Consider the following 15,914-nt stretch of genomic DNA (forward strand, 5'->3'; position numbering starts at 1 on the left):
TAAATTCTTCCTCTATAAAAGGCCTTTTCGATAAAACACTATAACTCATTTTATTTGGTTGATATTGAGCTTTTTTGCTGTTTTCTTTCTGTGTTCTGTTACCTAACTTTATTTCCATAAAAAGACCCTTTCGAGGTAGGATAGCAAGTTTATGTTTTGGTAAGACCAAAACCCATGTTAGCATCCCGTTGGTCTAAAAAATGGTAATAAAATATGGTGCAATTTAACAAAGGCGGACGTCCACGAAAATTGGATGATGAGAAGATGAAATATAAGGTAACGGTAAAACTGTCGACCGTAGGATATTACTCCCTTATTGGCAAATCGAAAGAAGCCGGGATTTCACAAAGTGAGTTCGTCAGGCAGTCAATAATGAATACAACAGTTGTTCAACGCCTTACACCCGAACTGAATGCTGAGATAAGAAAACTCTCAGGAATGGCCAATAACCTCAATCAGATTGCACGTAAGGCCAATGCCCTTGGCTACGATCACATTCGACGCGAATATCTGTTTCTTGCGTGTAAAATTGACCGAATCATAAACAAAATGCTATGATCGCCAAGATTACAACAGGTGGAGACTTTGCCGGAGCATTAAATTATATCCTTGATCCCAAAAAAGCGGCTGAGCTGTTAATAGGAGAGGGCGTACGTATGAAAAATACCAATTCGATTACAAAAAGTTTTGTTGCTCAAACAGAACTCAATTCGAGGGTAAGCAAGCCAGTAGGTCATATTTCATTGGATTTCTCCGTTCAGGATAAAGCAAAGTTGAATAATGGGTTCCTATTAAAAATTGCAGATGATTACCTAAACAAAATGGGAGTCATAAAAACACAGTTTATAATAGCCCGCATTACGATAAGGAGCATCCCCATATTCACATTGTGTATAACAGGGTGAACAACCTGGGAAAACGATATCCAATAAAAACGATCGTTACCGTAGTGAAAAGATATGTAAAGAGCTTCCACGAAAAAATGACTTGTATTTTGCCAAAGGAAAAGAAAATGTAAAAGTTCACCGATTAAAAAAACCGGACAAAACAAAATATGAGATTTATAGCTGCCTGAAAGAACTTGTTCCAAAATGCAAAGACATGGATGAACTGGAAGCTAAACTGAAAAAAGAAGGGATAACAGTACACTCCAAATGCCGGGGAAATACAAATGTTGTACAGGGGATTTCGTTTACCAAAAATGATTTAAAATTTAACGGTTCCAAAATTGACAGGCAGTTCAACTATTCAAAAATTAAGTACAGCTTGGATGAGAATAGGAGACAGGAATACTTTGCTGTTATTGATAATCCATCACTGGACCAGGCTTTCTATCAGTTGATAAAAGAAGGTCTGCTTCAGGCAGAGAAGGACGAAGAAAGACAACGAAAGAGGGAGTCATATCAACGCATAAAGCCCATGAAGAAAAAGAACAGAGGGTACCGGATGTAGGTCATAAGGTTTTCCCAAATCTTCAACAAATTGATTTCAATTCAGTCAACCGTCAAAAGCTTACGGCATAAACGCAGCCAGCAAATTGACAAGAGTTTTGGAATTGTTCGAACCCTTTGCTGCCAATACACCTTCCTCATACTTCGAAAGGAGACTCGGCATCAAAGTATTGGAAAAACACTTGCCAATTTACTGTCCTGTTTTTGGGGAAGCTTACATCTATACGATGACGGGTAAGTTTTAATCTAAACTAAACTATTTGATTTTACATCAAAATCTGACGGGCGTAATTCACACAGTTTTTTACTTCTTTAACGGCATTCGACCATGGTTTTACGTTGTATTCCAACTCAATGTCGCAATAGATTGGCCACTTTTCTTTTTTAATCAGAAGCAGCACTTCCTCAAGTGGCGTTTGTCCTTGTCCCCAAACCTGGTTCTGGTTAGGCGGATCGGTATCCGGTCCGGTTTTATCTTTAATATGAATACTAAAAATCCGGTTGTGATATTTTCGGAGTATATCGCAAGGATTTTTACCGGTTGAGCCAAAATAGTGACCTGAATCGAAGTTGAACATTACGGCAGGAGATATTCCCACGAAATTATCGTAGCTAAAACCATCCACCTCGGCAAACTGCATGTGCTGATGGAAAACTGCATACATACTGTGTTTCTCGGCAATTGGCCCCAATTTTTTAGCGGCTTCTTCACTTATTTCTTCGCTAACACCTTTTGCGCCCAATGCTTTGGCTACTTTAAACGCGTAATCTATTTCTTCGTCCGACCATCGTGAGGGTGAGAACTTGACAATGTGTGGTTTTATTCCGGCATCATCCAGCAGTTTTTGGGCTGCTGCTACTTTCTTCATGTCTACATTCAAACGAAATTCACGAACTTCCTCGTTGTATTTATCCATCCTGGCTTGCTGTTCCGGTGAAAGTTCAGGACGGCCTCTTCTTTGTGGTTGTTGTTCTTCTTTGCCTTCAGCTTGTTGAGCTTGCTGCTGCCTGCGTATCTCCATAAAAATCTCCATCATCGGACTTTCGGGTGCGCCTAAATAAGTTTCCAAGTCGCCGCTCATCAATTCGATTGAACTGATGCCGCATTCTTTGCAATATTTTACAATGTTCTCCAGTCCTCCGGGCATTGTGCGCCAGCTGTAAGTGATGGCACCAATGTGCACGCCTCCAAAGTTCGAGTTTGGATTGTCTCCTTTACTTGCCGGACTTGCCATGGCAAAGTTCACCGGAATTGCAGCAGCAGTTAAAGCGGCCGCCGATGTTCCAATAAAGGATCTTCTGGAAAAACTTCCGGAATTTTGATTTTTTGATTTCATTATTTGTGGTTTAGTTAATAAAATGTTTTATTCTGACTACTGTTCAGATTGTCAGAAACTTATTAGGTTTAATCGTCGACATATGTTATTGAGCATCGCAAGTAAAAGAGAATGCCCTGTTGCTGCGAAGCGGCCCTTTCCGTTTAGAAAAATATTTCGTTTAATTTTTCAGGTATTCAATCCAGTCGAAATCGGCGTTGGTTTCCGAAGCTTTGCCATTCCCTGTGGCATACAGACCAACATAAATACCGGTAAAGAAGCCAACTGTTTCGGTGGCCAGGAATTTAGCATCGGCGGTTTCAACTTCGGTAAATTCGTCGTTTCCTTGTGCAAACGAAAAGGTAAAAGTGGTTTTATCGCCACTAACCCGCAGTTTTACCGGACCGGATTTTAAGGTGTACTCTTTTGATGTGTAAACGGTTTGCCCAAATTGCAATTTTACGGTCAGAATTCGGTCGTTTCCTTTTTTGCTTACCAAAATATCAAAGTGCGAACCGTTATTTAGGAGGATCAACCCAGCTTCTTCATTTTCATTTTTCGGATCAAATTCAAGTTGAGTAGTTGCTGTAAAATAATGGTGTTTTAGCCGGCGGCCAACAAAGGTTGACGGTTTGTTGGTACTGATGGTTTCGGCAGCTCCTCTTAAACGTAAAAATCCATCCCTTTCAGTCAGCGAAAAGTTACTTTTTACAGGTGCCTGAATGTAGTTCCAGTCTAAGCCAAGTTCGTTATTATCGAACTCAACTTTCGATGGTGGTTCAGCAACTGGTTTCAGTGGCAGGGTAGGGCAGGTCATATCAACGTCAACTGTTCCGTTGCCGTTTACCACAGGCCAACCGTTTTTGGGCCAGGTTACCGGTGCCAAACAGGTTTCGCGACCCAAGGTGTGATGTTCTTTATCCGATACGCTTCGGTAGCCATGAAAAACAATCCACCACGAATTGTCGTGCGCCTGAATAATATCGGCATGGCCAACTCCCTGAATAGGATTTCCCTGTCCCGCTGCATTGGCATGCGCCAGAATTGGATTTGCCGGATTGTCAGTGTAGGGCCCCAAAATGTTGTGGCTACGTGCTATTGTTTGGTGATGTGCTGCTTCCGTTCCGCCTTCGGCTGCCATCAGATAGTACCAACCGTCTTTTTTGTAAATATGTGGTCCTTCGGCATATCTGCCACCGGTGCCGTTCCATACTTTTCTACCTTCCGACAGTTCGCCGGTTTTTAAATCAATTTCATACAAAATGAAAGGAGAGCTGATTACATAAGCTTTCCCATCATCATCCCAAAACAGGTCGGGATCAATTCCCGGAACATCTACCCAAACCGGGTCAGACCACGGACCTGCCGGATCAGTTGCCGTCACAAAAAAGTTGCCGCCACCGGTAATGTTGGTAGTAATCATATAAAATGTTCCGTTGTGGTGGCGGAGTGTTGCTGCAAATATATTCAGCCCGTTTGGAATCTGTTCTTTCCGGTGAATACAATGTCCTATTTGTTCCCAGTTTACAAGGTCTTTACTGTGAAAAACCGGAACTCCGGGAAAGTATTCAAAAGTGCTGGTGATGAGGTAATAATCGTCGCCAACACGGCAAACACTCGGATCAGAATAAAAGCCCGGCAAAATGGGATTATTGTATGTTACTGATGTATTGGGCTCGGGTGCTGCTGCAAACGGATTTGGCGGGACTTGCCCAAACAAATTGGAACTGATAAAAAGAGCCAGCATAACTACCTTGCATTTTATAAGCATTGGCAATTTCATTTTAGTATTTTTCATGATTGATCTGATACGATTCATCAATAAAGTTTTGTTCCAAATTAATATATTCTTTTAATCACAACCTAAAAGTATGTGTGTATTTCAACATTACGGTTCGGCTGAGGTATTTTGGTAATTTCGGATTAGCTCCTGATTTGTCGGCATTTCTTAAATCGTTAAATACAAAATAGAAATCGTTTCCATCGCGTGGATTATACCTCAATCTGAGATTTGTGAGGATAATATTGTCTAACTCGTTGTACTGAACAAATGAGCTAACCGAAACTTTTGTATTCAGCATATAAGTGGCTTTAACACGGGCAATATTATTGGTAAACTTTTGATTGCGCGTTGAAAACTCAATCTTGTCGAGCTGATAGGTGGCAGAAAGCTGCAAACTTGCTGATACGTTAAGTTCAGGTTCTAATTCAAGAGAAAACTTGTTACCATCGTAGAATTCGCCCAATCCGAGTCCCATGCTGGTAACCAGTTTTTTGGTTCTCGGGCTGAATAACATTCCTCTGAAATTCCAGTATGTATAATCACCAGCCGGAACAAATGCCTCTTCGCCCAGATGAAAATCCCACAGCAAGCTTTCTTTTTTAAAACCCAGTGAAGTAAAGAAACCATATCCGTTTTTAAAGTCCATCTTGAATTCGGGTGATATTTCCATATTTTCAATTTCACCATCTTCAATCCGGCTTGTCATTTCAAAATCAACACCCAAATAGCCGTTAAACACCGGCGATTTTTCGGCAGGAAACCAACCATAGCCCAGTTGTCCACGGGTTTCGTGAATGTTATTCAAAAACATAAAACCGGCTTTCGGATCGAAACTCTTGCCCCAATAAGCATACTTACCCTGGTAAATAATTCCTTTTTCAGAGCGTCGTTCAATACCAATTGCCATATAGGTTGGATCTAGAGACATGGTTTCGGCATCGGTATTTTTATCTTGTGTTTGGGCAATTTTTACATCCAGATAATCCACATCGGTAAGTTTAAAAATACCGTCGAGACCATAGGCAACATTGTAGTTTCCATCAAAATCAATGCGCGATGTTACTATACCACCCACGTATGAATTTTCATTGATTACTTGTTTTCTAAGCCGTGCTACTCCAAAATTTTCTGCCGGACTGCCGTTATATTTCTGAGTGTTCATATTTAAAAAGCCTATATCCCATTTTCCCGCTCGCCCAACCAGACGGGCACCTCCTAATATATCTACCACATCGCCTTGGGGCGAAATACCAATGTTGCGGCTGTAGAACAGGTCTTGCGGGCCTCCAAGGTCGAAACTAAAAACTCCGGATCGTTCTTGGAAAAAGAGTCTTTTCTCAGGGAAAAACAAGGAATAGCGGGTCAGGTTTACCATCTCATCATCGGCTTCAACCTGGGCAAAATCGGTATTTACAGTAAAGTCGAGCGTAAGATTGTTGTTCAGGTTGTATTTTACATCAAGCCCGCCAGTGAATTCAGGATCGTTGTTGCTGACATATTCCGTTCCGTTCTCGTTCAGTTCGTAGTTTTTTGATGTACCTCCCAAAACATACGGTGAAATATAAACCGGATTACGCGATTTAATTCCTTCGAAAACGATGGTCTGGCTTAACGAAGGACGTAAGTTTGCATCGCGGCCGTATTTGGTGTCGATTGCTGGATAAGTGGCTATTTCGTTGCGATGACTAATATTCCTGTTAATAATCAGCCCCATTTTTGTAATGTCGTTTACGCTTTGAAACCGTAAACTTGAAAATGGGATACGCATTTCAACGTGCCAGGCATTTTCGGTAGTTACTGTTTTAACATCCCAATACGAGTTCCAGGTATAATTTTTACTTCCACCCGGTCCTGGGCCTCCACCCTGGCCGTCATTCGAAATGGCATAGTCGATCTTTAGTCCTGATGGCATGGTAAAAAATGCCAGCCCGTTTTCGTTGTCGTTATACGAGTCGAGCACAATTCCAAAAGCATCAGAGTTTTCCGAAACTTCATCGCGTTTTTTACTTGTTGATACTACGTTGTTAATATCATTATAGTGAAGCACGGCCCCAATCCACAGATAGGTATCATCAAAAGTAATGTATACCTCACTCTTTTCTGTTGGAGTATTATTATATACCGGGTAATGCATCATCATTTGGAAATCCTGACTTAGTTTCCATTCGGGTTCGGACACTTGTCCATCAAAATTCAGTTCGCCAGAGAGGGGTTTAATGGCTATTTCATTCTGGGCAGTTACGCTTAATCCGGCCAATAAAAAGGCCAATACGCAAAGAGCGTTAAGTTTTTTTCTATTCATCGTTAAATAGTTTAATGGTAACAGTAAACGTTTGGGGAAATGCACGATCTCTAAGAAGTTGGTCGCTAAAATATTGTAAATCGGTAAAACAAATATTATCAACCCCGCATTCCGAAAAACAACTTCCTGCAATCGTAAAGAGAAATGTTTACTGTAGAGTTAGCTACTTTTTTGGTTTATTTTCAGTTGTTTATTTGTATTTTGATACACGTTCATCGTTAATTACTCCGCTCCAGTTCAATCCAAAAGCAAAATCGTAGGTGTTGCCCTGTGCATCAACGTAACATTCCATATCGTGGGGAACATCTTCAAACTGTTCTTCAATGGTTTTCATATTTGCCGGCATTTGCATAGGCAGCAGCCCCGAGGGTTCTGCTTTTCCACTAAGAATATCCATTATTGCCTGATCCTGAACGCCAAAACTAACAACAATGGCATCGGCAGCTTTTTCAAATTCGGCAAAAACCATTGGATTTGAAACATTTACGACCACAATTACCGGCTTGTCGCCCATTGCTTTTTTTGTTTCCAAAACAAGATCGAGATCGGCTGTATTTGTTGCAGTGGTAGTTTTTCCTTTGTACGACCGGTTGGTAAAGTCTTCCAGCGGATCACCACCTGCGATACTTACTTCGCGGGCATGTGTGGCAGTATATTCGCTGTACTGCAGACTAATAGGTACATACCCATTTCCACCTGCTTCCACATCGTCGGTGCTGTAACCACTTCCTCCATTCGGGCTGTTGATAAATAACAGGGCGTAATCGGCATCGGTAGCAGTTTCAGTAACCGAGGCATATTTATTTACAATATCCAGGCTAACCGGATAATCCCAACGAGCTTCAGAGCCACCAAATCCAAACATCCCCTGGCTGGCGGGATAATATTTTTTGGGAACATAGACTTTAGCCTCTGGTTGAATTGGCAGACTGTTTTGTGCGTTCTTAAGCATCACCACCGACTTCAGTTGTGCCTGGTAACCGGCAGCCATAAATTCAGCATTACCAACAGTTCTTTCTGTTTCTGCACTATCGAGGTAAGGATTTTCAAACAGTCCTGTGTGGAATATATTTCTTAGTAAACGTACTGCAGATTTTTCAAAACGATTGCGCATAAATTCTTCGCCATGTTCTTCTACTCCCATGTTATAGGCTTCTATCACAGGTCCCATATCGTTGTTCCCGCCAAACTGATCAACTCCGGCCATAATAATTTTATAATGCCTTTCAGCTACAGTTAATTTTTCGGCTCCCCACGGTGTTGTGCCAAAAGAAGTGATGTTGTTGTAATCTTTTGTTACTCCCCAATCGGTGCATAAAACACCGTCGTAACCATACTTATCTCTTAATAAATCCTGGATGATGTAGTTATTATAGCTGTTTCCTACGTTCTCCCCATTCCCCTGATCTATTCCAAATGAGATGGTATAGTAAGGCATTACTGCCGATGCCATTCCTGTTGCACCATCAAGTTTGAAGGCACCTTCGGTAAAAGGGATCAGGTGTTCATCAAAATTATTACCCGGGTAAACGGCATATTTTCCGTAGGAAAAATGTGCATCGCGTCCTCCTTCTTCAGGACCGCCGCTGGGCCAGTGTTTTACCATGGCATTTACACTGTTGTATCCCCAGCCGCCTTCAATTTCGGCATCGCCTTCTGATGTTTGAAATCCATCAACATAGGCGCGGGCCATATCGCGGTCGAGTTGTGGATCTTCCCCAAAGGTTCCACTGAAACGTCCCCAGCGAGGTTCGGTTGCCAGGTCGATTTGAGGAGAAAGTGCGGTAGCGATTCCCAGTGCCCGGTATTCTGTTGCAGCAATATCTCCAAAATTCTCTACCAATTCAGGATTGAATGTAGCGGCCATACCCAGAGAAGTAGGCCACATTGAAATTTGTCCGCCGGCGCCTTCATTAAATTCCGCATCTGCTGAGGTGCGGTGACGAGGATCGGAACTGTTATTACCGGGAATCCCCAGACCGATACTTTCAACCAACGCCTGCATATTGTTGTTCCATTTTGCAGCTACCGCCGGTGATTCCACTGAGGTAATTAATACATGCCGCAGATTGTCTTCAGTAAGGAATTTTATTTGTTGATCGTAAAGATCACTCGATTCGGCACCACTTTCGGCCAGTGACTTGCCATTGTATGTTGCACCGCCAAAACCTCTTCGGCCACCACTTCTTCCGGGAATAGATTGATGGGCACTGTACAGCATGAGCCCTGCAATTTGCTCAACCGACATTTGCGAAGCAAGATTCTGAGCTCTTTCGTCAAAGGTTAAACGCCAGTCTTCATACTTATCAAGTTCACCGTTTTTATTCAGGTCTTTAAATGCAAAACCTTTATTTTCGATGATACTTACACCTGATGACGGAGAATAACCCAAAGTCAGACCTCCTTCGTTATACACCAGATTGAATCCTTCTTTTTGCTCCTCGGACCATTTTGCTCCACAGCCAAACAGCAAGAATGGAACGACAAATATTAAAATTTTGGTGAATGTAGTTTTAGTACAAGTTTTCATAGAATTGGTTAGTTATTAAATGATTAGTTACAAATTATGAGACCCTATAATGAATGAATAGTTTAAATGCAGGTAAAATATTTTCCTGAATAATTTCAACTAAACTATTTTCAATAGAAATTAATGCTATCAATACTTTTTTATGAGAGCCGGGTTTAGTTAAGGATCAAAATACCAGCCTTGTTGGCATACCGTCAATTCTTAGTTAGGTGCTTCTCCAACAATAGGCGGAACATCATACTTCGCAGTACGGTTGTCTTTTATTACACCCCACCAGTTTAGTCCAAATGCAAAGTCGTAGGTGTTACCATCGCTGTCAATATAACATTCCATATCCCGGGGTACATCTTCAAATTGCGCCTCTACAGTTTCCATATTTGCAGGCATCTGAAGTGGCAAAAGTCCTGTTGGCTCAACTTGTCCGGTAATAACCTCAAGGAAGGTTTTATCGGGCAAATTGGCAGACCGGTTACCGCCAAATCCTACTATTATTGCATCTACCTCGCTCTCAAATTCATCAAAAACCATTGGATTCGACATATCCACCACTACAATTGTTTTTTTGGCTGCAGATGCGGTGTTCAGCACTAGATCCAGGTGACTTTCATTGGTAATGATTCCGGTCTCGCCAAAATACGATCGATTCTCTTTCACTAGTTTTGTTGTTCCGTTTTCAGTTTCCTCAATCCTGTCTCCACCGAGCGACTCACGGCGCACGAATTCTGAGTTTGCAGTGTAAGGTCGATATTGCAACGAAATTGGTAGGTAGGTATACTCCTCTCGATCGGTTATACTTCCTGCAGAACCAGGGCCATCTCTCATGCCACCGGACTCCATAAATGTTGGGTTTCCGTTTTTGGGATTACTGATTCTAACAATTGCAAAATCGCAATTAGTTATTTCATCTTTTGATGCATGTATAATATCATTTGGAGAAAGCGTTGGATTTCCTTCATTATCTGCAGAACCTGTGTACTCATCAGCAAAATTATCGGTTACAACGTTAAAATATTCACCAGCTACTTCGAGGTCGAATCCTGGCTTCGCAGATGCCGGAGTCCTTGTCCACCCACCGGTTGCTGGTACAAAAACCCGAGGAATATACACTTTTGGCTTTTGCGCGCCTGTTGTTGCCTTTTGAATAATGCCATTGCTGTTTTTCAACATTACAATTGATTTAAGGTGCGCCTGATATCCTGCTGCTTCATGCTCCGGTTTTAAAGAGGTAGATTTGGCCACTTCAAGATCAAGGTATGGATTATCAACAATACCAATATTGAAGTGAGTTGTGAGTATACGCTCAGTAGATTTTTTCATAATCTTATCCATTTCGGCTTTACCCAGTTTGGCAACTCCCAATTCATGAGCTTCCATTGCTAAATCAACACTTTCCTGCCCGTCTCCGCCTTCGCCTCCAAAGGCATCACATCCGGCTTCCAGGGTCGCCAACCTCTTTTCAACCGGGGTAAGATCTTCTACACCATAATTTTTGCTGGTTAGAATACCAAAATCGGTGAGTATGTAGCCATCCCAGTTATACTTGTCTCTTAACAAATGTTTGATTTTGTACGAGCTGTAACTTGTGGCTAAACGCTCATCTCCTATTGGCGAACCATCTGCTTTAATTCCTATGGAATAGTTGGTCATGGCAGCCGATACCGTTTGGGTTTCTCCCGGCAAATCCATACAGGCAATAAATGGCAGAATATGCGTAAAAAATTGTCCGCCGGGAAATACGTTATAAGCTCCATCGCGTGTATGCGATTCGCGGCCTCCTTCGGCGGCGCCGTCTCCCGGAAAATGTTTCATCTGGTTGTTTACACTGTGTTTGCCCCAGCCCAAATCATTTCCTTGTTCATCGTAGGTAGATTGCCATCCGTTGATTACGGCTCTGGCTAAATCCATTGATAAGGCCGGGTCCTCACCAAATGTGCCGGGAATTCGTTTCCAGCGTGGTTCGGTTGCCAGGTCCATTTGTGTTGCCACCTGCATTGATATTCCCATGGCACGCCACTCTTCCGACATCATTCTGCCGTACTGAGCTCCAATTTCAGGATCAAATGTTGCCGCTAAACCAAGATTGCTTGGCCAGTTTGACACGTCACCCGACCGTGGATCATCGATCCAAACTGCAGGTAAACAGACTATACTTTCAAGGCCTTCAATGTATTCCTGCACCATGTTATTCCAATTCACCTTTGTTCGTGAGTCATTTGCACCACCACGCGGCGCCCGCAGCTGACGGTAAGCCAGGCCCAATGACTCCTTAATGATGGTATCAAGTGTATCTGGATTTACCTTCCAAGCGCCAAAGGGGTTCATTTTCATCCCCATCATCTGTTCAACCGTAAATTCATCGGCCATGGCTTTTGCCCTTGTTTCATAGTCGAGTCGCCAATCTTCAAACTTATCGAGCAGATTGTTTCTATTGAGATCTTTAAACGCATATCCATCAACCTGAATGAGTTTTAGTCCGGAACTCTTTGAATAACCCAGGGTAGTTCCTGCTTCATTTTCAACATTTATCCAGCCGTCCGGAGTTTGTGATTCAGACCACTTTACCTTGCCTGATCCCAGCGGATCTGATTCCCGTGGATAATCTTCAACTTTATTACAGCTAAAAAACAGGGTTGTAAGACTTGAAAACAGAATCAGAATTAACAGGTTTTTTACTTCGGAAGCATAGGTTTTAAATAAGTTCATGGTTATTTCCTTTTACTGGTTTAATAAATCGTTTATGGCCGGTTCAATCGTTAGTTTCTATTTTTTATCTTCTTTCAATTCAATATCCAATTTTAATATTTTAGTCAAATTATCGTGATTCTCAAACAGGCTTTAGCATGTGATAAAAATTCCTAATTTATTCAGGATCTATCGTTACAATAACGCGCTTATATCTTGACAAAGCTGGTGTTCCCTTGTCTGAAACTTTCAATATAAAATGTATGGTTTCAGGCTTTTCAACTGAAGGAGCTTCAATTGTATGTACATTATAAAGGTTCTCGGCAAGTCTAAAACGTATTTCTTTATCGTAAGAACCAACTTCGGGATATTGAAACCACAAGTAGCTTAAATTATCTCCATCAGGATCTGTTGTTCCACTGGCATCGAGGCTAAATATTTCACCTGATTTCACAGTAAACTCATCCGGAGTACCTAATGCAGGAACCGGCGGGTGGTTGGCCTCTTCAAACGATTTTATACACCAATCCATTCTTGCGGCAAAATCATTTTGAAAGTCATCGCGCCAGCGCCACAACGTAACCTGATTATCTGTAAATGTAAGCGTATCTTTTCGAATGGCACGACCATATTCATTAGGTACATATGGAGTAAAAGTATCATCAGTATCCGTCCATATCGGCCTGGTTTCCTCTGTGTTCGGTATATCGCCAAAACCTGCCTGAACATCTGGCAGATAAAGTTCATAGCGGCCACCCCAGCCGCCCCAGTCAGGGTGTTCGGGATTATTTAAGCCGTTTAATATCAGGTTTAACCATGATGGTGTATCGCCTTCCATGCCATAAGCAACATCGGGGTACATTGCCCCAAGTGGCCCGTGTCCTTGCTGAATATTATCGGCCAGCCACTGGTTACTTACAACCGTGTTATCTATTCCCGGCACAACCATTTTTACAGCCCACCAGGTTGCAGTAAAATAACTACCCGGAGAAACGATATAAAATAAGTCAGGATATGTTTTTCTAATCCACGAACCAGTATCATCCTGATCAGAAATCGTGTAAACTCTTAGTTTGGAAATAAGTCTGCTAGCCTCTATTTTACTTTTTGTATTTTCTATTTTCCAAAGTGCCTGTGCCAATGTATTTGTTCCGCCCCAAACTGAGATCCACAAGGGACGATCATCATCTGCTTCAAGTTTTTTGATTATCCATTCTGATCCTTCCGAATCCTTGTCTTCACCAACACCTTCCATACCATATAACGGTAGTCCCTGTTTTACCAAACTGTGTAATTGATCTGCCGGAGGAAAACCCGCTTCATGTTTTTTCAGATTTGGCTGCACCTTGTTATAAGCTTCCAAAATACTATGAATTGTGCCGGGAGCCACACGTTCTTTCTGATGTGTAGAAGTTGTGGCAATAAGCCCCTCAATATCAATTTGGTTTGAATACAATAGTAAACGTACCAATGTTTGAGAATCGTCGGGATCGGCCTCAATATCTGTTAATACGATTAGTCGGTGTTTTTCTTGCGCCAAGGTAAAAACGGGCACAACAAGAATTAATACAAACAGTACGCGTTTGAGTTGATGATAATAGTTTTTCATTTTGGCTAGTTTTATTGTATTTCATTAGTGGGTTTTAAACGCCCACGAATGAAACTGTTTGATTACTAAAAATTATAAATAGTTTAAAAAGGAAAAGATAAAATTCCCTTTTTTATGCGTTTATCGGTTTTTTAAAGCAAGCAACAAATAGAATATTAATCTAATAATTCCCCTTGGCTTCGCCATGGGGTTCCGCTTTTTCTCCCCGTTTGAGGGGAGATGTCAGCCTTTATGGCTGACAGAGGGGTGAAATAAAGAAAATTCGAGTTTCAGCGATTTAGCTGAAATAAAGTTGGCGTAATACCCCGTGGCTTTGCCACGGGGATAGTCAACTTTAAGAATTTTCTTTATTCTGTAAGGATCAGCAGAGTTGGAATTTCGTTTCAGGTACAAATCAAGAAAAACTTCCTGAATGGCATCTTTAACCGAATCTTCATCGGCTATAATTTTAATGCCTTATTGAAAAAGTGCATCAATATGTAGGTTGAAAAAGTACGCAAATGACTCCTTGTTGCCTGCTCGAAAAGTGTTCCATTCGAGATCATGTAGATTTTTATCACTATACTTCATACAACGTTTATTCACTGATTCTCAGGATAGCCCAAAAAAAATATAGAAATATAGCGATTGCAAATAATTTTTTCCGGGCACAAAAAAAGGAAGCAACTGCTTCCTTTTCTATTTTGTAAAACGATAATCGCTTATTGTAGTTGTACTAATACAACTGATTTTGATGGTAGCTCAACGGTTAACTTACCGTCTTTTGGTGTTGCCACATCAAAGTCTTTTAAGCTTACCGTTTCCTGCCTGCCAAAATCGTTATAGTTATTCATTTTATCCGAAGTAATGATCTGTCCGTTTGCCGATGCAAAATCATCTCCGGTTACATTAATTTCAATCGATTCGCTTTCGTTTGGATTCAGGTTACAAAGTGTTATTGAAACAACGCCGTCTTTTGTTGAAGCCGATGCATGTATATTCGGAACCGATTTTCCGTCGAGTTTGTATTTTCCTGTTTTCAGGTTCGATGGAATAAGTGTTGCATCCTGGTGAACGCTGTACATTTTAAACACATAGTAAGTTGGTGTTAACACCATTTCGTCTTCTTTGGTAAGAATAACCGATTGTAAAACGTTAACGGTTTGTGCAATGTTACTCATTTTTACACGGTCGGCATGGTTGTTAAAAATATTCAGATTGATACCTGCAACTAACGCGTCGCGTAAGGTATTTTGCTGGTAAAGGAAACCTGGGTTTGTACCCTCTTCCACATTAAACCAGTTGCCCCATTCGTCAACGATCAAACCAACTCGTTTATTAGGATCGTATTTGTCCATAATGGTTGAATGACGGTTAACCAGTGTTTCCATATTCAAGGTGTTGTTCAGTACCGAAATCCACTCTTTTTCGCCAAAATCGGTAGCGTGTCCTTTATTTTCCCACGAAGTGGTAAAGGTATAGGCGTGCAACGAAACTCCCTGAACCAGGTGCGGGTGACGCATGGTCTTTTGCATTAATACTTCCATCCAGTTGTAATCAGCGATATTTGGTCCGCCCGCAATTTTATATCGGGCACCACCGCAATAACTGGCAAAACGATTGTATAAATCAGAATAATATTCCGGTGTCATGTTTCCTCCACATCCCCAGTTTTCGTTTCCAATTCCCCAGTATTTAACATCCCAGGGTTCTTCACGGCCATTCTTTTTACGCAAATCTGTCATTGGACTAACGTTTGATGAGGTAACGTATTCTACCCACTCCGAAGCTTCCTGTACGGTTCCCGATCCAACATTAATGTTGATATATGGTTCGGCGCCAATTATGTCACAAAAATCGAGGAATTCGTGTGTTCCAAAGCTATTGTCTTCGGTAACTCCACCCCAGTGAATATTTACCATTGAAGGGCGCTCGTCTTTCGGGCCAATCCCGTCTTTCCAGTGGTAGGTATCTCCAAAACATCCTCCGGGCCAGCGCAATATCGGAATATCCATATCCTGAAGTGCAACAATTACATCATCGCGGAAACCACGGGTATTCGAGATATCGGAATTTTCACCTACGTAAATACCACCGTAAATACAGCGGCCAAGGTGCTCGGCAAAATGACCATAAATTTCTTTGTTGATTTTTGTATCTGCCTGATCGGTGTGCAGATGAAGCGTGCTTTGAGCAAAAGACACCGATGCGGCAAGAATAAGAATGGCAGATAAAGTGATTTTTAAATTTGACATGATTAAG

Annotated in this window: 9 protein-coding genes and 1 pseudogene; 3 read left to right on the top strand and 7 right to left on the bottom strand. The window is 41.6% G+C overall.

The features are described 5' to 3' along the window. Window positions 1–213 precede the first annotated feature (213 nt). The 3 genes and pseudogenes from G0Q07_RS01940 (at window position 214) to G0Q07_RS20175 (ending at window position 1,452) form a co-directional block, all read left to right on the top strand. The gene (locus G0Q07_RS01940; protein ID WP_163344496.1) at window positions 214–558 is read left to right on the top strand and encodes a plasmid mobilization protein; all 345 of its coding nucleotides are present in this window, start codon (window positions 214–216) and stop codon (window positions 556–558) included. Between the two features lie 98 nt (window positions 559–656). Beyond that, window positions 657–1,018, top strand: a pseudogene (locus G0Q07_RS20165) (relaxase/mobilization nuclease domain-containing protein). Window positions 1,019–1,101: 83 nt separating this feature from the next. Next, window positions 1,102–1,452, top strand: a complete 351-nt coding sequence (locus G0Q07_RS20175; RefSeq protein ID WP_394366529.1) for a hypothetical protein — start codon at window positions 1,102–1,104, stop codon at window positions 1,450–1,452. 265 nt (window positions 1,453–1,717) lie between these two features. Here G0Q07_RS20175 and G0Q07_RS01950 read toward each other — a convergent pair whose 3' ends face one another. The 7 genes from G0Q07_RS01950 to G0Q07_RS01980 form a co-directional block, all read right to left on the bottom strand. Beyond that, window positions 1,718–2,788, bottom strand: coding sequence for a sugar phosphate isomerase/epimerase family protein (locus G0Q07_RS01950; protein WP_163344497.1), 1,071 nt, complete (start codon window positions 2,786–2,788; stop codon window positions 1,718–1,720). 160 nt (window positions 2,789–2,948) lie between these two features. After that, window positions 2,949–4,565 carry a glycoside hydrolase family 43 protein gene (locus G0Q07_RS01955; RefSeq protein ID WP_246222964.1) on the bottom strand — a complete coding sequence of 539 codons (1,617 nt, stop codon included), beginning with the start codon at window positions 4,563–4,565 and terminating at the stop codon, window positions 2,949–2,951. A 58-nt stretch (window positions 4,566–4,623) separates the two neighbouring features. Then, complete coding sequence (locus tag G0Q07_RS01960) at window positions 4,624–6,852, bottom strand: DUF5916 domain-containing protein (RefSeq protein WP_163344498.1); 2,229 nt, start codon at window positions 6,850–6,852, stop codon at window positions 4,624–4,626. Window positions 6,853–7,042: 190 nt separating this feature from the next. Continuing rightward, window positions 7,043–9,382 carry a glycoside hydrolase family 3 protein gene (locus tag G0Q07_RS01965; protein ID WP_163344499.1) on the bottom strand — a complete coding sequence of 780 codons (2,340 nt, stop codon included), beginning with the start codon at window positions 9,380–9,382 and terminating at the stop codon, window positions 7,043–7,045. Window positions 9,383–9,583: 201 nt separating this feature from the next. Next, window positions 9,584–12,085 (bottom strand): glycoside hydrolase family 3 N-terminal domain-containing protein, encoded by a 2,502-nt coding sequence (locus G0Q07_RS01970; protein ID WP_163344500.1) that lies wholly within the window; start codon window positions 12,083–12,085, stop codon window positions 9,584–9,586. A gap of 157 nt (window positions 12,086–12,242) precedes the next feature. Further along, window positions 12,243–13,673, bottom strand: coding sequence for a DUF1593 domain-containing protein (locus G0Q07_RS01975; protein ID WP_163344501.1), 1,431 nt, complete (start codon window positions 13,671–13,673; stop codon window positions 12,243–12,245). A gap of 701 nt (window positions 13,674–14,374) precedes the next feature. Next, window positions 14,375–15,907, bottom strand: coding sequence for an alpha-N-arabinofuranosidase (locus tag G0Q07_RS01980; protein WP_163344502.1), 1,533 nt, complete (start codon window positions 15,905–15,907; stop codon window positions 14,375–14,377). Window positions 15,908–15,914: the final 7 nt, after the last annotated feature.

Source organism: Draconibacterium halophilum, assembly GCF_010448835.1.
Taxonomy (GTDB): Bacteria; Bacteroidota; Bacteroidia; order Bacteroidales; family Prolixibacteraceae; genus Draconibacterium; species Draconibacterium halophilum.